This is a genomic window from Agrobacterium larrymoorei (genome assembly GCF_005145045.1).
GTDB lineage: Bacteria > Pseudomonadota > Alphaproteobacteria > Rhizobiales > Rhizobiaceae > Agrobacterium > Agrobacterium larrymoorei.
Genome location: NZ_CP039691.1, coordinates 475,394 through 495,598 on the forward strand (window position 1 = coordinate 475,394; position 20,205 = coordinate 495,598).

At 58.1% G+C, this 20,205-nt stretch carries 17 protein-coding genes; 15 read left to right on the plus strand and 2 right to left on the minus strand.

Features of this window, described 5'->3' with window-relative positions:
• The first annotated feature begins 41 nt into the window (after positions 1 to 41).
• From odhB to CFBP5473_RS02250, 5 genes are all read left to right on the plus strand, one after another.
• Positions 42 to 1,274: a 2-oxoglutarate dehydrogenase complex dihydrolipoyllysine-residue succinyltransferase gene (gene odhB / locus CFBP5473_RS02230; RefSeq protein ID WP_027673684.1), complete on the plus strand. Its 1,233-nt coding sequence runs from the start codon at positions 42 to 44 to the stop codon at positions 1,272 to 1,274.
• Positions 1,275 to 1,290: 16 nt separating this feature from the next.
• A complete protein-coding gene (locus CFBP5473_RS02235; RefSeq protein WP_027673685.1) occupies positions 1,291 to 1,704 on the plus strand; it encodes an MAPEG family protein in 414 nt (137 codons plus the stop codon).
• A complete protein-coding gene (locus tag CFBP5473_RS02240; RefSeq protein ID WP_051441136.1) occupies positions 1,701 to 2,882 on the plus strand; it encodes a DUF4241 domain-containing protein in 1,182 nt (393 codons plus the stop codon). The genes CFBP5473_RS02235 and CFBP5473_RS02240 overlap by 4 nt, the downstream gene beginning before the upstream one ends.
• A gap of 9 nt (positions 2,883 to 2,891) precedes the next feature.
• Positions 2,892 to 4,298 carry a dihydrolipoyl dehydrogenase gene (lpdA, locus tag CFBP5473_RS02245; protein ID WP_027673686.1) on the plus strand — a complete coding sequence of 469 codons (1,407 nt, stop codon included), beginning with the start codon at positions 2,892 to 2,894 and terminating at the stop codon, positions 4,296 to 4,298.
• A gap of 124 nt (positions 4,299 to 4,422) precedes the next feature.
• A complete protein-coding gene (locus CFBP5473_RS02250) occupies positions 4,423 to 4,926 on the plus strand; it encodes a cytochrome b (RefSeq protein ID WP_027673687.1) in 504 nt (167 codons plus the stop codon).
• 21 nt (positions 4,927 to 4,947) lie between these two features.
• Here the strand turns inward: CFBP5473_RS02250 and CFBP5473_RS02255 are convergent, their stop codons facing one another.
• Both CFBP5473_RS02255 and CFBP5473_RS02260 read right to left on the minus strand, forming a co-directional pair.
• Complete coding sequence (locus CFBP5473_RS02255; protein WP_037170651.1) at positions 4,948 to 6,042, minus strand: TraB/GumN family protein; 1,095 nt, start codon at positions 6,040 to 6,042, stop codon at positions 4,948 to 4,950.
• 89 nt (positions 6,043 to 6,131) lie between these two features.
• On the minus strand, positions 6,132 to 7,118 hold the full coding sequence (locus CFBP5473_RS02260; RefSeq protein ID WP_106389310.1) for a tyrosine recombinase XerC: 987 nt from the start codon (positions 7,116 to 7,118) through the stop codon (positions 6,132 to 6,134).
• An 83-nt stretch (positions 7,119 to 7,201) separates the two neighbouring features.
• On the opposite strand from CFBP5473_RS02260, the gene CFBP5473_RS02265 reads away from it, so the two are divergent.
• The 10 genes from CFBP5473_RS02265 (at position 7,202) to CFBP5473_RS02310 (ending at position 19,966) form a co-directional block, all read left to right on the plus strand.
• Positions 7,202 to 9,445, plus strand: a complete 2,244-nt coding sequence (locus tag CFBP5473_RS02265) for a primosomal protein N' (RefSeq protein WP_027673690.1) — start codon at positions 7,202 to 7,204, stop codon at positions 9,443 to 9,445.
• 121 nt (positions 9,446 to 9,566) lie between these two features.
• Complete coding sequence (locus tag CFBP5473_RS02270) at positions 9,567 to 9,950, plus strand: AGROH133_08824 family phage infection protein (RefSeq protein ID WP_027673691.1); 384 nt, start codon at positions 9,567 to 9,569, stop codon at positions 9,948 to 9,950.
• Positions 9,951 to 10,211: 261 nt separating this feature from the next.
• The gene (locus CFBP5473_RS02275; protein ID WP_027673692.1) at positions 10,212 to 10,778 is read left to right on the plus strand and encodes a F0F1 ATP synthase subunit delta; all 567 of its coding nucleotides are present in this window, start codon (positions 10,212 to 10,214) and stop codon (positions 10,776 to 10,778) included.
• Positions 10,778 to 12,307, plus strand: coding sequence for a F0F1 ATP synthase subunit alpha (atpA, locus tag CFBP5473_RS02280; protein ID WP_027673693.1), 1,530 nt, complete (start codon positions 10,778 to 10,780; stop codon positions 12,305 to 12,307). The genes CFBP5473_RS02275 and atpA overlap by 1 nt, the downstream gene beginning before the upstream one ends.
• Positions 12,308 to 12,335: 28 nt before the next feature.
• On the plus strand, positions 12,336 to 13,214 hold the full coding sequence (locus CFBP5473_RS02285) for a F0F1 ATP synthase subunit gamma (protein WP_027673694.1): 879 nt from the start codon (positions 12,336 to 12,338) through the stop codon (positions 13,212 to 13,214).
• A 24-nt stretch (positions 13,215 to 13,238) separates the two neighbouring features.
• Positions 13,239 to 14,696 (plus strand): F0F1 ATP synthase subunit beta, encoded by a 1,458-nt coding sequence (gene atpD / locus CFBP5473_RS02290; protein WP_027673695.1) that lies wholly within the window; start codon positions 13,239 to 13,241, stop codon positions 14,694 to 14,696.
• 86 nt (positions 14,697 to 14,782) lie between these two features.
• Entirely contained in the window at positions 14,783 to 15,193 is a 411-nt protein-coding gene (locus CFBP5473_RS02295) for a F0F1 ATP synthase subunit epsilon (protein ID WP_027673696.1), read from the plus strand.
• Between the two features lie 309 nt (positions 15,194 to 15,502).
• Positions 15,503 to 16,333: a formate dehydrogenase accessory sulfurtransferase FdhD gene (fdhD, locus tag CFBP5473_RS02300; protein ID WP_037170653.1), complete on the plus strand. Its 831-nt coding sequence runs from the start codon at positions 15,503 to 15,505 to the stop codon at positions 16,331 to 16,333.
• 233 nt (positions 16,334 to 16,566) lie between these two features.
• A complete protein-coding gene (locus CFBP5473_RS02305; protein ID WP_234881793.1) occupies positions 16,567 to 17,952 on the plus strand; it encodes a sigma-54-dependent transcriptional regulator in 1,386 nt (461 codons plus the stop codon).
• Positions 17,945 to 19,966, plus strand: coding sequence for a sensor histidine kinase (locus CFBP5473_RS02310; RefSeq protein WP_027673700.1), 2,022 nt, complete (start codon positions 17,945 to 17,947; stop codon positions 19,964 to 19,966). Before CFBP5473_RS02305 ends, CFBP5473_RS02310 begins: the two co-directional genes overlap by 8 nt.
• The last annotated feature ends 239 nt before the right edge of the window (positions 19,967 to 20,205 follow it).

The following is a 20,205-nucleotide window of genomic DNA, read 5'->3' on the forward strand; positions in this document are numbered from 1 at the left end:
CGACCCTCGCAAAAAAGACACCTGAATAACGGAACGATAAAATGGCCACTGAAATCCGCGTACCAACACTGGGTGAGTCCGTCAGCGAAGCAACTGTCGGCACCTGGTTCAAGAAAGTCGGTGACACCGTCAAGGCTGACGAGCCGCTGGTAGAACTGGAAACCGACAAGGTTACCGTCGAAGTTCCGGCACCTGCTTCCGGCGTACTGACCGAGATCGTTGCACAGAACGGCGAGACGGTCGGTCTCGACGCGCTGCTCGGCCAGATCGCAGAAGGTGCAGCAGGCGCTGCAACCTCTGCACCGGCTGCAGCACCTGCCGCACCGGCTCCTGCCGCAGCACCGGCTGCTGCCGCACCTGCACCTGCTGCAAGCGGTTCCGTTCCGGCAGCTCCTGCCGCTGCCAAGCTGCTGTCTGAAAACAACCTCTCTGCCGATCAGGTCGATGGTTCCGGCAAGCGCGGTCAGGTTCTGAAGGGTGATGTTCTGGCGGCTGTCGCCAAGGGCGTTTCTGCTCCTGCCGCAGCCCCTGCTGCCGCTTCCGCACCGCGTCCGGTTTCTGCCGAGCAGGATGCCGTTCGCGAAGAGCGCGTGAAGATGACGCGTCTGCGTCAGACGATTGCCCGTCGCCTCAAGGACGCGCAGAACACTGCCGCCATGCTGACCACTTATAACGAAGTGGACATGAAGGCGGTCATGGACCTGCGTAACCGCTACAAGGACGTTTTCGAAAAGAAGCACGGCGTCAAGCTCGGCTTCATGGGCTTCTTCACCAAGGCTGTTACGCATGCCCTGAAGGAACTGCCCGCCGTCAACGCTGAAATCGATGGCAACGACATCATCTACAAGAACTATTGTCACGTCGGCATGGCTGTCGGCACGGACAAGGGTCTTGTCGTTCCGGTCATCCGTGATGCCGACCAGCTCTCCATCGCTGGCGTCGAAAAGGAACTCGGTCGTCTGGCCAAGGCAGCCCGCGACGGTTCGCTCGGCATGGCCGACATGCAGGGCGGCACCTTCACCATTACCAATGGTGGCGTTTACGGCTCGCTGATGTCCTCGCCGATCCTCAACGCACCGCAGTCCGGTATCCTCGGCATGCACAAGATCCAGGAGCGCCCGGTCGTCGTCGGTGGCCAGATCGTCATCCGTCCGATGATGTATCTCGCGCTTTCCTACGATCACCGCATCGTTGACGGCAAGGAAGCGGTCACCTTCCTCGTTCGCGTCAAGGAAAGCCTGGAAGATCCGGAGCGTCTGGTTCTCGATCTGTAATTTCTAGGAGGGTATCATGAACGCCGCCTCAGCCCATGCAACGTATCTCTTGACGCTGCTCAGCCTGAGCGTCGTTCTGCTCCTCATTCACATTCTCCTTCAGGGCGTTTCCGCTACGAAGGAACTCGGATCGGCGTGGAACGCCGGTCCGAGGGACGAACCAAGAGAACCCAAGGGTGTTGTTGCCGGAAGAGCCGCGCGCGCATCGCGCAACTTTCAGGAAACCTACCCCGCCTTCATCGGCTTGCTGCTGGCCATGATCCTGACCGGCGATACGTCTGGCGTCGGCCTTTTCGGCGGCACCGTTTGGCTCATTGCCCGTATTCTCTATATCCCGCTTTATCTCACCGGCGTTCCCTATATCCGCTCGATGGTGTGGGTCGGTAGTCTCGTTGGCCTTTTGATCATGATGATCGGGTTGTTTCTGTGATCAGAAAGAGCCTGACATATCTGGCGGCGGCTGGCGTTGCGCTTATGACAGCATCCGGGTGTGCTGCCGAAGGGTCGTTGGATCCTGCCGAGATATCTTCTAACCTAGTGGTTTTCACCGATGCATCAAAGTCACTCGCCGACCGCAATCTGATTGAAGTGCCGGTGGGTGAACTTTTGCTTTCCGATGGTCGTCTCGTTGCGATGGACCCTCTCGTCCAGCCGGAGACGAAGCCGTTTGCGCGTCGTGTCGAGCCGGGCACTTATCCCGTATCTTTCATTCGCGGCACGGCGGAATATTCACGCCCCGCCTTTCTCGTTATTCGTTTTTCGAGTGAAAAGATCGAACGTTTTGAACTCGCCACGATAGAGGGGCAGGACGTCAATACGCTAAAGGACGATGAGTTTTTTGGCATCGGTGTCGACGCCGGGCTGGCCGCGTTTGCAAATGCCGACTACGGCGCTTCGCAGACGAAGTTTCAGGAGGCCGAGCAGTCGAAGCCGGGCAGCAGATACAGCAATTATTACGACGACAAGCTTTCCCACAGCATGACCGGCCAGAGGTCGGATGAGGCTACCATCGATAGACCGCTCGAAAGCGATGCGGGTGCGGCGGCGATCATTCAGTCCGGTTGGGGAGATGGCTTTTATCCTACCTTCTGGGGATTGAACAAGGATGGGAAACCCGTTCTTGCTCTCATCGATTTTTTCGTCATCGAGAATGGCGATGGTCGTAGCGATGAGGAGAAAGAAGAAGCGTCCGTTCTCGCTCAAATGACAGAGCAGCAACAGGCCGATAACAAGGCTGCTTATAAGGCGCTTCAAGAAGGCGACGATAAGGGCTTTGCAAAATACGTGGCCGAGAAGAGAATTGCGCCCAAGGATTATATTTTGGGCCAGGGTGGCTCGTTTATGTTCGAAGTCATCCGGCAGGATCGTCCAGCGGCGCTGCGCGCGATGATCGAGGCCGGAGCGGATAATGCGCTTGGGCCGCACGATGGTCTGCTCGACAAAAGTTACGCCGCTTTCGCACATAGTATGAATGCCTATGCGGCAAAAGCGAAGGCTGAGGGCAAGAGCACGCCTGCCCCTCGCTCACAAGAACTCATGGACCTCGTCGCGGAGCTTGAGAAGCGCCCCGGCTCGTCTGATCAACTGAAATCAAGCACTCAGGAATAGGAATTAGCTATGGCATATGATGTAGTCGTTATCGGCACCGGCCCCGGTGGATATGTTTGCGCCGTCAAGGCAGCGCAGCTGGGTCTTAAAGTCGCGGTCATCGAAAAGCGCGCCACTTACGGCGGCACGTGCCTGAATGTCGGCTGCATTCCTTCCAAGGCTCTGCTGCATGCTTCGGAAGTCTTCGCGCATGTCTCGCATGGCGTCGATAGCCTCGGCATCGAAGTGTCTGCGCCCAAGCTGAACCTAGAAAAGATGATGGGCCATAAGGACGGCGTGGTGAAGGCCAATGTCGATGGCGTCGCCTTCCTTTTCAAGAAGAACAAGATCGATGCTTTCCAGGGCACCGGCAAGGTTGTGTCCGCAGGAAAGGTTTCCGTCACAAACGACAAGGGCGAAGTTCAGGAAATCGAAGCCAAGAACATCGTTATCGCGACGGGTTCGGATGTCGCAGGCATTCCGGGCGTTCAGGTCGAAATCGATGAGCAGGTCATCGTTTCCTCCACGGGCGCGATTGCTCTCTCCAAGATTCCGGAAAAGCTCATCGTTGTGGGCGGTGGGGTGATCGGTCTCGAGCTCGGCTCCGTCTGGCAGCGTCTCGGCGCGAAGGTTACCGTCGTTGAATATCTCGACAACATTCTCGGTGGCATGGATGGCGAAGTCTCCAAGCAGGCGCAGCGCCTGTTCGCCAAGCAGGGCATCGATTTCAAGCTCGGTGCAAAGGTGACTGCTGTTGAAAAGGGTGCGACCGGCGCAAAGGTCGTGTTCGAGCCGGTCAAGGGCGGTGCGGCTGAAACGCTGGAAGCCGATGTCGTTCTGATTTCGACAGGTCGCAAGCCTTACACGGATGGTCTCGGCCTTGCTGAAGCAGGCGTTGCGCTCGACAGCCGTGGTCGCGTTGAAATCGACGGTCACTTTAAGACCAATGTTGCGGGCATCTATGCCATCGGCGACGTGGTGAAGGGCCCGATGCTGGCGCATAAGGCAGAAGACGAAGGCGTTGCACTGGCTGAAATCCTCGCCGGTCAGCATGGCCATGTGAATTACGACGTCATTCCGGGCGTGGTCTATACCCAGCCGGAAGTTGCTTCCGTGGGCAAGACGGAAGAGGAACTGAAGGCCGCAGGCGTTGCCTACAAGGTCGGCAAGTTCCCCTTCACGGCAAACGGTCGCGCACGCGCCATGCAGGTTACCGATGGTTTCGTGAAGATCCTCGCGGACAAGGAAACCGACCGCGTTCTCGGCGGCCATATCGTCGGCTTCGGCGCCGGCGAAATGATCCACGAAATCGCGGTTCTGATGGAATTCAGCGGTTCGTCCGAAGATCTTGGCCGCACCTGCCATGCGCATCCGACCATGTCTGAAGCCGTGAAAGAAGCCGCGCTGGCAACCTTCTTCAAGCCGATCCACATGTAATCGGACATATCGGCTCTAGCAGAGCGGAACATTATATTTTGGTAAGCCAGAAAGCCGCATCTTGTTCTTCTCGATGCGGCTTTTATTATGAAGTCTTGAACCACTCTAATATGAGGATCGTCTTATGGGTTCAGCTTCGATCACCGGTTACAGCCGTCCACAAAAGGCGCTTCATTGGACGATGGCGCTCCTCATCCTGTTCAATCTCATTTTTTCCGATGGCATGGAGCATTGGAACCGGCTCGTTCGCCACGGTCAGCCAGTGACGCCGGCGGATACCTCCTCAGCCAACATCCACGCCTATGTCGGAATTGCTATTCTGGTGCTCTGTCTCATCCGGCTCTGTCTTCGCCTTGTCCAGGGCGTGCCAGAGGCACCGCTGGAAGAACCGCCCCTTGCCAAACTCGTGGCCAAGATCGCCCATTGGGCTTTCTACGCAATCTTCATCCTCATGCCGTTTACCGGCATCGGCAAATACTATTTCGGCAATGAAACGGCTGGCGAACTGCATGGCGGCCCGCTCAAGCTGCTGCTTTGGGCGCTGATCGTGCTGCACATTCTGGGTGTGCTGGTTCATCAGCTCTATTGGCGGACGAACCTTTTACGGCGTATGGCTTGGGCGCTGTGAGCCTGAGTCCGCACGGACGCATCACCGAACGGCAGTAACGACAAACCCCTTCTGGCGCAGCAATTCGATAACGCCCTCCTTACCCGGCAGGTGAAGCGCGCCAACGGCCATGAAAACATGTCCGTCCTCCAAATGCGGAGCTGCGCGATCCGCCATGACGTGGTTGCGGTCGGTGATGACGCGCTGTTCGAAGGCGGCGTATTCTTGCGTGCTTGCTTCGCCCTTATCCGGGTCGAGGCTCTTCATCATTGGGGAGATCGTGCTGATGTCGCCCTTCAGATAAAGGTCGATCATCGTTGCCATGACGTCTTCCATACGGTCGCCAAGTTGTAGCATCTCGATCAGGGACTGCACGTGGAATGACATGGGCAGATCAGACAGTGCATTCATCTGCTCGACCAGCGTCTCGAGACCGACCAGCTGCTTGCCACTTTTCAATGCGTCATTTGCGAGCTTCATATCGAGAAAACTCGCGCCCTTTGCTTTGCGAGCGAATTCGCAAGCGGGCAGGGCGACGAAACTCGAGAGAATCCAGGGTTTCATTTTAAGGACGGCATTCAGTGGAATGCCACGTTCCTGTAAACCGCGCTCGAGCTTTGCTGCGTCGTCTTTCGAAATCAGATCGGTGATCGACTTTCCGTCCGTAAACATGGTTAGTTCCGGTTTGGCGAAAATGGACGCCGCTGCTTGCTTCTCGCTGGTGATCTCGTCCGATTCAACGATGACTGTACCGGCCTCACTAAATGCCTGGCTCGCACCCTCAGGCATCTTCAAAACGCGCGGGTCGGAAATGTGCATCGTTCCAAGCAGCCAGGACGGTTGCTTCCCGTCCTTCTCTATTTTCCAGAAGGTGCCAACGCCATTGGGTGTCTTGGCCGCCTCTGCCACGATGTCGGCATAGGCTATGGGGTCGCTCTTCTGCATGTCGGTCAGAATGTCGCTGCCACCGCAGGTCAGCGGCTGCTCGGCGGCATTGGCGTCCGTCATCGACAGAAGCGTCACGAACAGTACGGCGAGCGCGGCGACATGGACGGAAGCCAGAAGCCACAAAAGCGCGTTGCCCAAACGGCCCATCAACAGCGATGTCAGGCCCTGCGGCCGCGAAAGAACGGTCATCGAATCACCTCGGTTTCCTTCTTATCGCTTATAGGGAAGGCTTTTTGCACGGACGGTTAATGGTTATGGTTTCCAGATCGTTAATGCACTCAGGCGCGCGGGTGGGCATTGTCGTAAATCTCGAGAAGCCGTGCCGTATCGACACCGGTATAGACCTGCGTGGTGGAAAGGCTGGCATGGCCCAGCAGTTCCTGAATGGTGCGCAGATCGCCGCCGCCTGCCAGAAGATGGGTGGCGAAGGAGTGGCGTAGCGCATGCGGGGTGGCATTTTCCGGCAGGCCAAAGGCGCCGCGCAGCTTCTGCATTTCCCGCTGGATGATGGCGGGCTGCAGCTTTCCGCCGCGCGCACCGAGAAACATCGGCTCATCGGCAGCCAAGTGGTAGGGGCACAGTTTGCGATACTCTTCGACCGCCTCCAGAACCACGGGCAGCAGAGGCACGAGGCGCATCTTGTTGCCCTTGCCGGTAATGCGCAGGCTGCGCGCGGCGGGCGTGAGGTCTTGGGGTGTGAGGGCAAGGGCTTCTGAAATACGCAGCCCGCTGCCATAAAGAAGTGCCAGAACAGCGGCGTTGCGCGCGGCAATCCATGGCTCCTCCGCAAGCTGGGCATCCGTTGTGGTGATCTTCAGCGCCTGCGTGTCTGTCAGCGGCTTGGGCAGAGACTTCGGCTGCTTTGGGGAGCGCATGGCCGTTGCGCCTGCGGCGTTGACCATGCCTTTCTTTTCAAGAAAGCGGAGAAGAGAGCGAAGTCCCGCAAGATGTCTGCCCAGTGAACGCGCGCCCGCGCCTTCCTTTCGGCGCGCGGCCAGAAAGGCGCGAAGGTTTGTGGGACGCAGGTTTTCTATGTCCCGAACGCGCGCAGGCTGGCCGTTATAGCCGGTCAGAAACATAAGGAACTGGCGCGTATCACGCTCATAGGCTTCCACCGTATTATCGGAAAGGCGGCGCTCGCCTTCCAGTGCGGCAAGCCAGGTCTGCCGCTCGCTCAACAGTTCGGGATCGGCAAAGGTGAGGATTTCGTCCAAGTCGTTTGTCCTGTTACGGTCTTGCGCAGCATAGGTGGCGGCAGTCAGCATTTGGTTAAAATGCGGGTGACAGCCAGCGTCGTCTGCCATAGAAGTTCGCTTTTCGTTTCCAAAAGGGCAATCTCGCCGCAACCATGGCCAAAGATTCGACCGATCTTTTCGGTGCGCTGTTCGATCAGCCCACTGAGCGCTCAAAGACCGGCTCTGCCGAGCCGACCGATGTCGTTCCCGTTCTGGTGCCCATGCCTGCGCCGGGTCCGTATAGCTATTCCGTGCCAGAAGACATGGTGGTGGAGCCCGGCTCCATCGTTCAGGTGCCTCTGGGGCCGCGGCAGGTCATTGGTGTCGTGTGGGACAAGACCGACGGCGCGTCCGTGGATCCGAAGAAACTGCGCCCCATCACCAAGACCTTCGATTGCCCACCACTTAGGGACGAGATGCGTCGGTTCATCGATTGGGTTTCCGCCTACACACTGTCTCCGCCCGGTCTGGTAGCGCGGATGGCGCTTCGCGCACCTGCCGCTTTCGATCCCGAACCGATGATCGAAGGCCTGCGGCTGACCGAGGCGCGACCGGAGCGGCTGACGTCTGCACGCGAGCGGGTGATGGAGCTTGCCGCGGAAGGTCAGGGCTGGACCAAAAGCGGTCTGGCGCATGCCGCAGGCGTCTCGACCAGCGTTATCGAAGGTCTCGCCAAGCAGGGCATTTTCGAAACGATCTTCCTGCCAGCGCCGCCCGTCGTGGCCGAGCCGGACCCGGACTATACAGAATCCCGTCTGGAAGGACCGCAAAAGCAGGCGGCTTCTGAGATATTGGAGGATGTGCGGAAGGGCAGTTTCGCGGTTTCCCTGATCGATGGCGTCACGGGTTCCGGTAAGACGGAAGTCTATTTCGAGGCCGTGGCCGAAACTCTTCGGCAGGGCAAGCAGGTGCTGATCCTGCTGCCGGAAATTGCGCTGACTGCTGCGTTTCTCGACCGCTTTCATGATCGCTTCGGCTCCCGCCCGGCGGAATGGCATTCCGATCTTTCGCCGCGCATGCGCGAAAAGGTCTGGCGTCAGACGGTCACTGGAGAGGTTCGCGTGGTGGCAGGCGCGCGTTCTGCGCTCTTCCTGCCGTTCGATAATCTCGGCCTCATTATCGTGGATGAAGAACACGACCCCGCCTACAAGCAGGAAGACCGTGTCTTTTATAATGCGCGCGACATGGCGGTGGTACGTGCGCGGATCGGGGACTTCCCTGTTGTTCTCGTGTCTGCCACGCCATCGGTGGAAAGCCAGGTCAACGGAAATTCCGGTCGTTACAATCTCATTCATCTGCATACGCGCTTTGGCGATGCGGCAATGCCGGATCTGCATCTGGTGGATATGCGCCGCCATCCGCCGGAGCGTGGCGGCTTCCTGTCGCCTGTGCTTTTACGCGGAATTGGAAAGACGATAGAAAAGGGCGAGCAGGCGCTGCTGTTTCTCAACCGGCGTGGCTATGCACCTTTGACGCTTTGCCGTGTCTGCGGCCACCGCTTCCAGTGCCCTCAATGTTCCAGCTGGCTTGTGGAGCATCGCTTCCGCAATCAACTCCAGTGTCATCAATGCGGCCATAACCAGCCGACGCCGGACCATTGCCCGGAATGCGGCACTTTCGATCACCTCGCGGCCTGTGGTCCCGGCGTTGAGCGCATCGCCGAAGAGGTTGAGAAGCATTTTCCCGAAGCGCGCACCATTGTACTGTCTTCCGATCTCATGGGCGTCAAAAGGTTGCGGCTGGAGCTCGAGGCCATCGTCAAGGGTGAGGCCGATATCGTCATCGGTACGCAGCTCGTCGCCAAGGGGCATAACTTCCCATTGATGACGCTTGTCGGCATTGTCGATGCGGATCTGGGTCTCGCGAATGGCGATCCGCGTGCGGCTGAGCGCACCTTCCAACTATTGTCGCAGGTCACCGGTCGTGCAGGCCGCACCGGCCTCAAAAGCCATGGCCTTCTCCAGACCTATCAGCCGCAGCACCCCGTCATGCAGGCCATTGTGTCCGGGGATGCCGGTGCATTTTATGAGCGCGAAATCATCGAACGTGAGAAGGCGTTGCTGCCACCCTTCGGTCGCCTCGCTTCCATCATCGTCTCCGCCGATAGCCGCGCCGAGGCGGAAACGCATGCCCGCGCGCTGAGAGCTTCCGCGCCGCAAGCCCCGGGGATTATGTTGCTGGGGCCAGCCGAAGCGCCGCTGGCGCTGATCCGGGGGCGCTATCGCTTCCGGCTTCTCGTTCATGGAAAGCGAAATTCGGATATGCAGTCTTTTCTGCGTGCCATGATTTCCAACGGACCGAAGGAGCGCGGCTCCATTCATGTGCAGACGGACATCGATCCGCAAAGCTTCCTTTAAAATCCAGTGCCACGCCCTCCCAGCGAAGCTTCGATTGACGGGATCGGCGTTAACCATCTTCCGGCACGCGCCACGCCATGCCATAAGGCGGGCAGGGGATTCGCAATTTTGGGGATGATCGATGGAGTTTTACTTTCCAACCGAACTGGGTGAGCAACTGGCGTTCGGCGCGGCGGTGTTTTCGTCGCTGATGGGCCTGGTGATCATGTTTGCGCCCATGATCACATTCCGCCTGTTCGGCTTGCAGCTGGGAGATCGCCGCGATGGGCTGGTCCTGATCCGCTCGTCCCTTGCCGGCTTCTATCTCGGTTTCGGTACCACTGCACTGCTCCTTGCCCAGCCCATGGTCTACCTGGCCTTCGGTGCCTCATTTGCTCTGGCGGTGTTCGGCGCGGTCCTGTCCATCCTGTCGGACGGAGGCGCAACGATGCGGAATTTATTACTTCTGGTTGTGCATCTGATTCTGTCCGCCCTGCCTTTGGCATACGTCTTTGGTCTGGTTTAACATACGCTTTGATGCATTTAAGCCCGGCATTGGTGTCACGAACGCGTAATTCAGAAAATTAAACCGGTTTACCCCTTGTTCAAAAGAAGGTTTCCGCTATTACGCGTGTTGCGAGTCCCGGCGTCCTATGCTAGACGGACCGCGAAATCGATATAAGGCAGGGGGGAATTCCGGCCTTTTTCGGGGAAATTGAAACGAATTCAAGAATTTGACGAAGCTGAGCGATCAGCTCCGGTTTCTTGGATGAATAGCAGGGAAAAATTGCCCGTGGCAGATACCTCCCATGGAACATCCGGTGTGGCGGATAGGTATGCGTCCTCGCTTTTCGAGCTTGCTTTGGAAGCGGGTGTCGTTGAAGCGGTCGGTGCCGATCTCGACAAGTTTCAGGCTTTGCTCGACGAAAGCGACGATTTGAAGCGTCTGGTTGCGAGCCCTGTCTTTTCTGCCGAGGATCAGTCCAAGGCTGTTGCGGCAATCGTGGCCAAGGCCGGTATCGTAAGCCTCGCTGGCAATTTCCTCAAGGTCGTGGCCAATAACCGCCGCCTCTTTGCTGTTCCGGGCATGATTGCTGCCTATCGTACCATTGCTGCCGCTCACCGCGGCGAAGTCGTTGCCGAAGTTACTTCGGCTCATGCGCTCGACGAAGCGCAGGAAACTGAACTGAAAGCGGCGCTGAAGAGCGTGACCGGCAAGGAAGTGACGATCGCCCTCACGGTCGATCCCTCCATCCTCGGCGGTCTCATCGTCAAGGTCGGTTCACGCCAGATCGATACGTCTCTTCGCACCAAACTTTCCACCCTTAAGCTTGCACTGAAAGAGGTTGGCTGATGGATATCCGCGCCGCGGAAATTTCCGCAATTCTTAAAGACCAGATCAAAAATTTCGGCAACGAGGCAGAAGTCTCGGAAGTCGGCCAGGTATTGTCCGTCGGTGACGGCATCGCCCGCGTTTACGGCCTCGACAATGTTCAGGCTGGTGAAATGGTCGAGTTCCCAGGCGGCATCCGCGGCATGGCCCTGAACCTTGAAAACGACAACGTCGGTGTTGTTATTTTCGGTTCCGACCGTGACATCAAGGAAGGCGACACCGTCAAGCGCACCGGCGCTATCGTTGACGTTCCTGTCGGTCCTGAGCTGCTTGGCCGCGTCGTTGACGCTCTCGGCAACCCGATCGACGGCAAGGGCCCGATCAACGCAACGCGCCGTTCGCGCGTCGACGTCAAGGCTCCCGGCATCATTCCGCGCAAGTCGGTTCATGAGCCAATGTCGACCGGCCTTAAGGCCATCGATGCTCTGATCCCGGTTGGCCGTGGCCAGCGCGAGCTCGTCATCGGCGACCGCCAGACCGGCAAGACCGCCATCATTCTCGACACGATCCTCAACCAGAAGGCCATTCACGACAATGGCCCGGACAGCGAAAAGCTGTACTGCGTTTACGTGGCCATCGGCCAGAAGCGTTCCACGGTTGCTCAGTTCGTGAAGGTTCTCGAAGAGCGTGGCGCTCTTCAGTACTCCATCATCATCGCTGCAACGGCTTCCGATCCTGCTCCGATGCAGTATCTGGCACCGTTTGCCGGTTGCGCCATGGGCGAGTACTTCCGTGACAACGGCCAGCATGCGCTGATCGGTTACGACGACCTTTCCAAGCAGGCTGTTGCCTACCGTCAGATGTCGCTTCTTCTGCGTCGTCCTCCGGGCCGCGAAGCCTATCCTGGCGACGTTTTCTACCTGCATTCCCGTCTGCTCGAGCGCGCCGCCAAGATGGGTGACGAAGCCGGTGCGGGTTCGCTGACGGCTCTGCCAGTCATCGAAACGCAGGGCAACGACGTTTCCGCGTTCATTCCGACCAACGTGATCTCGATCACCGACGGCCAGATCTTCCTCGAAACCGACCTGTTCTATCAGGGTATCCGTCCGGCCGTTAACGTCGGTCTGTCGGTTTCCCGCGTTGGTTCTGCCGCGCAGATCAAGGCCATGAAGCAGGTTGCCGGTTCGATCAAGGGCGAGCTTGCCCAGTATCGTGAAATGGCAGCGTTTGCCCAGTTCGGTTCCGACCTTGATGCCTCCACGCAGCGCCTGCTGAACCGTGGTGCACGTCTGACCGAGCTGCTCAAGCAGCCACAGTTCTCTCCGCTCAAGACGGAAGAACAGGTTGCGGTGATCTTTGCTGGCGTAAACGGTTACCTCGACAAGGTTGCTGTTGCCGATGTCGGCAGGTTCGAGCAGGGTCTGCTGTCCTACCTTCGTTCGGAAGGCAAGGGCATTCTCGACACCATCCGCACGGAAAAGGCTGTTAGCGATGACACCAAGGGCAAGCTGAAGACTGCTCTTGAAAACTTCGCCAAGTCTTTCTCCTGATTAGCCTCGTGACTGGGACGGATAACGGATGCCTTCACTAAAGGATCTGAAAAACCGCATTGCCTCCGTAAAGGCGACGCAGAAGATTACCAAGGCGATGAAAATGGTCGCCGCGGCGAAGCTTCGGCGCGCCCAGGAAGCTGCGGAGGCCGCCCGGCCTTACTCGCAGCGCATGGGCGCCGTTCTTGCCAATATCGCTCAGGCGGTAGAGGCGGACGTTGCTCCGGTTCTGATGACCGGTACGGGCAAGGACGACGTGCATCTGCTCGTCGTCTGCACCGCAGAGCGTGGTCTTTGCGGCGGTTTCAACAGCCAGATTTCCCGTTTTGCCCGTGAGCGTGCCCGCAAGCTGATCGCGGAAGGCAAGACGGTCAAGATCATGACCGTTGGCAAGAAGGGCTACGACAGCCTGCGTCGCGAATTTTCCGACAAGATCATCGAGCGCATCGAACTGCGTGACGTGAAGCGCGTCGGATTCGAGAATGCCGACAACATCGCCAAGGAGATCATTGCGCGTTTCAACGCCGGTGAATTCGACGTTTGCACACTGATCTATTCCGAGTTCAAGTCGGTGATCAGCCAGGTGCCGACGGGTCTGCAGCTCATTCCTGCTGCGGCACCTGCGGTCGAGGCTGAGCAGTCTGCAACGACAGCGATTTACGAATACGAGCCGGATGCGGCTTCCATTCTGGAAGACCTTATTCCGCGCAACATTTCCGTCCAGGTTTTCCGGGCTCTGCTCGAAAACGTCGCTGGCGAAATGGGTGCCAAGATGAGCGCGATGGACAACGCCACGCGCAACGCCGGTGAAATGATCCACAAGCTGACGCTGTCCTATAACCGTCAGCGTCAGGCTCAGATCACCAAGGAACTGATTGAAATCATTTCGGGCGCGGAAGCGCTCTGAGGTTAAGGAAAGAGGGTAAGGATAATGGCTAAGGCAGCTACCCCCAAGAAAACCGCAGCGATCACTGGCGCGACCGGCAAGGTTACGCAGGTTATCGGCGCTGTTGTCGACGTGGCATTCGAAGGCGCCCTGCCTGCGATCCTGAACGCCGTCGAAACTGACAATAACGGCAACCGTCTGGTTCTCGAAGTTGCGCAGCATCTGGGCGAAAACGTCGTTCGCACGATCGCCATGGACTCGACCGAAGGTCTGGTTCGCGGTCAGGCCGTTACGGATACCGGCGCTCCGATCACCGTTCCGGTTGGTCCTGAGACGCTCGGTCGTATCATGAACGTCATCGGCGAGCCGGTTGACGAAGCTGGCCCCCTGGTCACTTCCGGCAAGCGCGCCATTCACCAGGAAGCACCTTCCTACGTCGACCAGTCGACCGAAGGCCAGATCCTCGTCACCGGCATCAAGGTCGTCGACCTTCTCGCACCTTACGCAAAGGGTGGTAAAATCGGCCTCTTCGGCGGTGCTGGCGTTGGCAAGACCGTTCTGATCATGGAACTGATCAACAACGTCGCCAAGGCGCATGGTGGTTACTCGGTGTTTGCTGGCGTGGGTGAGCGTACACGCGAAGGCAACGACCTTTACCACGAAATGATCGAATCCGGCGTGAACAAGCTGGGTGGCGGCGAAGGCTCCAAGGCTGCGCTCGTTTACGGCCAGATGAACGAACCGCCGGGTGCGCGCGCTCGTGTTGCTCTGACGGGTCTGACGATTGCTGAAGACTTCCGCGACAAGGGACAGGACGTTCTGTTCTTCGTGGACAACATCTTCCGCTTCACGCAAGCTGGTTCCGAAGTGTCGGCTCTCTTGGGCCGTATTCCTTCCGCTGTGGGTTATCAGCCGACGCTGGCAACCGACATGGGCCAGATGCAGGAACGCATCACCACGACGACCAAGGGTTCGATCACCTCGGTTCAGGCCATTTACGTGCCTGCCGACGACTTGACCGACCCGGCACCGGCAACCTCGTTCGCCCACTTGGACGCAACGACGGTTCTGTCGCGCTCGATCGCTGAAAAGGGTATCTACCCGGCTGTTGACCCGCTCGACTCCACGTCGCGCATGCTCGACCCGATGATCGTTGGCGAAGAGCATTACGAAGTGGCCCGTAAGGTTCAGTCGACCCTGCAGCGCTACAAGGCTCTTCAGGACATCATCGCCATCCTCGGCATGGACGAACTGTCGGAAGAAGACCGTCTGGCCGTTGCGCGCGCTCGTAAGATCGAACGCTTCCTGTCCCAGCCGTTCTTCGTCGCCGAAGTCTTCACCGGTTCTCCGGGCAAGCTCGTTGCTCTCGAAGACACGATCAAGGGCTTCAAGGGTCTCGTCAACGGCGAGTACGACCACCTGCCGGAAGCTGCATTCTACATGGTTGGCTCCATGGAAGAAGCGATCGAAAAGGCAAAGAAGCTGGCTGGCGAAGCCGCTTAATGTGATAAAACGGGTGCGCGGTAATGGCCGCGCCCCTTTGCTCCTCGCGTAATCCAAATTCGCGTAAACAGAAGAAGTGAATAGCCATGGCCGACACTTTCAAATTTGAACTTGTTTCTCCCGAGCGTCTGCTGGTCTCCGAAACGGTCAGCGAAGTCGTCATTCCGGCGACCCTTGGCGAAATGACGGTTCTGGCAAACCATGCGCCGGTCATGACCACGATCAAGCCGGGCGTCGTCACCGTGAAGTTCGCTTCCGGCGAAACGCACAAATACGTCGTCTTCGGCGGCTTTGCCGACATCCTGCCGACCGGTTGCACGCTGCTTGCTGAATCCGCTGTTTCGGCAGACGATCTGAGCCCTGACGATCTGCAGAAGCGCATCGACAATGCCCGCTCCGAGATCGATGAAGGCAATCATCACCACGAGCATCTGACGAAGCTGGAAAAGCACCTCTACGAACTGACGAACCTGCATGAGGTTCTCGTCGCTGCTTGAAAGCACCGGGCGGGTCCGCAAGGATGACTGTCCACAGGAATGACAAGACACGAAGCGGCCGGAACGGGCCGCTTTTTGTTTGATGGGTGCCCATGCCGGAACTGGTTGTGTCTGGACGCCACGTTCAGGCGATCAAGCATCCAGTTGGGCCGAAGGTGCGTAGCGCGGTTCCGTTTCGACGGCTGCGAGTGCCGCGCGAAGAGCGTGCGATTTGGTTTCTAAAGCCGCGTGCCCTATCTCTGTCAGAGATGTGATTGAGCTCTCATTCTCACCGTCTACCTTATCGAGCGTGAAACAAGGAAGCTGCCCATGGATGAAACGGTCAAGCCAGCGCGCTCCGCTTATCGATCCGTCAAGCGCATTTCGTTGCGCGACGGTTCGGTGAGCGAAGGAACCCGCTCTGCACCGGATGAGGTGCCGATAGCGTTTTCCTATGGTGGCTCCACGCACGCGGTGATGATGGCAACACCTGCCGATCTGGAGGATTTCGCTTACGGGTTCAGCCTGACCGAGGGGATTATCGCAGGCGCTGATCAAGTCGAGGCGGTGGATGTTCTCGATACCGAACAGGGTTTCGATGTTCAGGTGACCTTGCTCGATGAGCAGGCGGATGCGCTGCGGTCCAGAAGACGGCATATGGCGGGACCGGTTGGATGCGGCCTCTGCGGCATCGAATCCATCGAGCAGGCCGTTCGCCCCGTCCCTGACGTGTCGTCCATTGAAATGGCCGTTAATGCGCATGAAATCGCGATTGCGATGAATGCGCTGACGGATGCTCAATCGCTGAACCGCGAAACGCGCGCCGTTCACGGTGCTGGCTTCTACATCCCCGGCGAGGGGCTGATTTCGGTTCGGGAAGATGTCGGGCGCCACAATGCCCTCGATAAGCTTGCAGGCTCGGTTCTGCGGGCCGGTCGCAAGGGTGCGGATGGCATTGTCGTCGTCACGAGCCGTGTATCGGTCGAAATGGTTCAGAAGGCGGCGATCCTTGGCAGTCCGGTTCTCGCCGCGGTTTCCGCGCCGACGGCGCTTGCGATAGAAACCGCCGAAAAGGCAGGATTGACGATTATTGCGCTGGTGCGTGGCGATGACCTCGAAGTGTTCACAAGAACCGACCGCGTGACTTTTGAAGGGGCGTAACACGTCCGATGGCTGGCAACCCTTGGATTATAGCGATTCCAGCGTTTCGCTTGCTGTATTCCGGGACTTTGTGCAGGCTGAAAGGAATGCTTCGGTTCCCATTTGCTGCCAGCTTTGATAATCGTCAATGATGGGCGCGAGGCATTTGGCCTGTTCGGTGCCAACGATATATTCGATCCGCTTCTGGACGAGATCCGGCTGTGGCGCTTGAGCCATGGCTTCTGGAGACTATGATGCAGCACGAAGTCATTGCCAAAACGCGGGTCAGCGCACCGGAGACCGATTTCGGACCGTGGCTTGCCAAGGCATCCATTCTCATCATCGATGATGAGCCGGGAATGCGCAATTTCCTCATGCGCACGCTGGAAACACGTTGCGCTTTCGTGGATGAGGCGGCGGACACGGCTGAGGCAACGCGCAAGCTGGATGAGCGGCATTTCGATGTGGTCATTCTCGATAATATCATGCCGAAAAAGACAGGGCTGGAATGGCTGGCCGAGCAGCGGGCCATCGGTTTTTACGCCGAAGCAATCCTGATGACGGCCTATGCCGATCTCGACACCGCAATCCAGGCCATCCGCGCCGGTGCTGCTGATTTCGTGCTGAAACCGTTTCGTTCCAACCAGATTCTGAATGCCATTTCGCGCTCGCTGGACAGGGTCAATCTGCAAAGGGAAAACCTTGCGCTCAAATACGAGCTGAGAGGTGCTTCCGACCATATTTACCTCAGGGATCGGCTGGTCGGCAGTTCTGCAACCATTCAGCAGACCCGCGATATGATCAGCCGCGTTGCGCCCTTGCCAACTTCCGTGTTGCTGACGGGAGAATCAGGGACCGGCAAGGAAGTGCTGGCGCGCTCCATTCACGAGTTGTCGGACCGTGCCGAGAAGCCATTCGTGCCTGTCAATTGCGCCGCCATTCCCGCCGATATGCTGGAAACGGAACTTTTCGGCCATGTGAAGGGCGCTTTTACCGGTGCGGATAGCCGGAGAGAGGGCCTGTTCCTGCACGCTCAAGGCGGCACGCTGTTTCTGGATGAGATCGGTGAAATGCCGCTTGCCTTGCAGAGCAAGCTTTTGCGGGTGATCGAAGATCGTAAGGTGCGGCCCGTCGGGGCGGAGAGGGAAGTGCCGATCGATATTCGTTTCGTGTTTGCGACCAATGCCGATCTGGCGCTGGATGTGGAAAAGGGGCGCTTCCGGGCCGATCTTTTTTACCGCATCAATGTGATGCAGATTTATCTTGCTCCGCTTCGCGACCGTGAAAAGGATGTGCTGGAACTTTCCGCACTGTTCATGCAGAAGCTTTCGCAGCAGTTGGGAATGCCGCAAGTGGCCATGGATGACGCTGTGCGTGCCATGCTGCTTGGCTATCATTGGCCGGGCAATGTTCGTGAACTTCGCAATCTCATCGAACGCAGCCTGATCCTCGGGCGCTTTCCGCTCGATCTTAAGGGCGGCAATGTCGCGCCTGCCGTGCCCGGTACGCTGGAAGAGGTGGAGCGAAGGCATATTCTGGCGGTTTTGAACGATGCTGGTGGCAACCGCGATGAGGCCGCGCGCAAGCTTGGCATTTCGCGAAAAACCATCGATCGCAAGATGTCCAGCTGGCATGGCTAAGAACGCGGCTCTTTCCGCCTCCATCAATCCGCTGCGGTCGGTTCGCTTCCGCCTGCTAGCGATTGCGCTGTTGCCGACGCTCGTCATTCTGCCGCTGCTGCTTGGCGTTACCATGGTTCGGTGGAGCAACAAGTTCGATGCGCTGCTGATTACAAAGGTCAACAGCGACTTGACGGTGGCTCACCAATATATGGCGACCATACTCGAAAATACCGGTGAACGTCTGGATGCCATTGCTGGCTCCGCGCGCTTGCAGTCAGTCTTGGCCACATCATCTCCGCAGGGTATTGCGGGCCTGCTCGAGGAAGATCGCGCGAGGCTCGGTCTCGATTTTCTCTTCGCGGTGAGTTCTGACGGGATTGTCGAAGCCAGTGCCGGTACCGATCTGAAAACGGCGCGCACGGACTGGCCGGTGCGGCGGGCAGCGCTTAACGGTGTGGCCTCCCATGCCATGGACGCCTTTTCGGAGGAGGAGTTGCAGGCTCTTTCTCCCGCCTTGGCGCAACGGGCGAGAATAGAACTCGTGCCGACACAGAATGCGGAGGCGCGGGAGAACACGCTGGAAACCCGCGGCATGGTTATCCATGCGGCGAGCCCGCTGCGCCTGACCGATGGCAGGGTGATGGCTCTGGTCGGCGGTAAGCTGCTGAACCAGAACCTGCAATTCATCGATACGATAAACGATCTGGTCTATCGCGAAGCCAGCCTGCCGGATGGAAGCCAGGGAACGGCGACCCTGTTTCTCGATGATGTGCGCGTCAGCACCAATGTTCGACTGTTCGAAAACCGCCGCGCCTTGGGAACGCGGGTGTCGGAAGCCGTGCGATCTGCCGTGCTGGATCACGGACGCACATGGCTCGACAGTGCCTTCGTCGTGAATGATTGGTATATTTCCGCCTATGAGCCGCTGGTGGATAGTTACGGCAAGCGCATCGGCATGCTCTATGTCGGCTTTCTGGAAGCGCCGTTTGCGCAGGCGAAGTACGAGACACTGGGCTCCGTCATCGCTGCCTTTATCGGTATTACCATTCTCAGCATTCCCGTCTTTCTGCGCTGGGCGCGCAGCATCTTCAAGCCGCTGGAGCGGATGACGCAGACAATCGCCAAGGTGGATGGGGGAGATCTCGGTGCAAGAACTGGCCTTCCGCCCTCCGGGGACGAGATCGGGCAGGTGGCCGTGCACCTCGATGAATTGCTGGGACGGCTTCAGCAGCGCGAAGGCGAGTTGAGGGCCTGGAATGAAGAGCTGAATGTGCGCGTGGAAGAGCGCACACAGCAATTGCAACTGGCCAATCTGCGGCTGGAGGCAACGACGAAGCAGCTCGTCATGTCGGAAAAACTGGCCACCATCGGCGAAATCACTGCGGGTGTGGCGCATGAGATCAACAATCCGATTGCCGTTATTCAGGGCAATCTCGAAGTCGCCCGCCATGCGCTTGGAGATGGTGCCGATGTTGCAAAGCGCGAGTTCAATCTGATCGATGAGCAGGTGGATCGTATCAGCCGCATCGTCGGCAAACTGTTGCAATTTGCGCGACCGGAAGAGTTTGCCGGTTACGTAGAACGGCAAAGCCCCGTGGCGGTCATGTCCGATTGTATGCCGCTGGTGAAGCATGTGCTGAGCCGCGCAGGCATAGAGGTGGTGCGCAGAGATGAGGCCGAAGGGCTGATCGCGATGAACCGAACGGAGTTGCAGCAGGTTCTCGTCAACCTCATCGTCAACGCTGCCCATGCCATGCCGGAAGGTGGAACGCTGACACTGTCCTGCGTGGATGAAGAACGCCATGGCTCGAAGGGTGTCGTGATCGAGGTTGCAGATACCGGTGTGGGAATGAGCGAAGAGGTTGTCGGGCGCATATTCGACCCGTTCTTCACCACCAAAAGGCAGGAAGGTACCGGCCTTGGACTTTCCGTCAGCCAGATGCTGATTGCGCGTCAGGGTGGGGAAATCGCCGTCAAAAGCAGGGCAGGCGAAGGAACTGCCTTCACCATTTGGCTGCCACAGGCTCTTTAAAATCTAAACCCTTCATCAACCAAAAGCGCGCTTCAGCCAGTTGGCGAGGGCTGCCATAAAACGTTTCCGCATAATCGAAAGTGTCGAATTGCGGGCTGGCCATTGGACATTTTGTCGCGGGGGCTTGGACAAATTGTCCCATCCTGTTCGGTGGAATTACCTATCCTCTTGATAATCAGCAGTTTTCCATTCTGGCACGGCATTTGCTGGTAGCTCTTGGCAACACGTTGACGATGCAT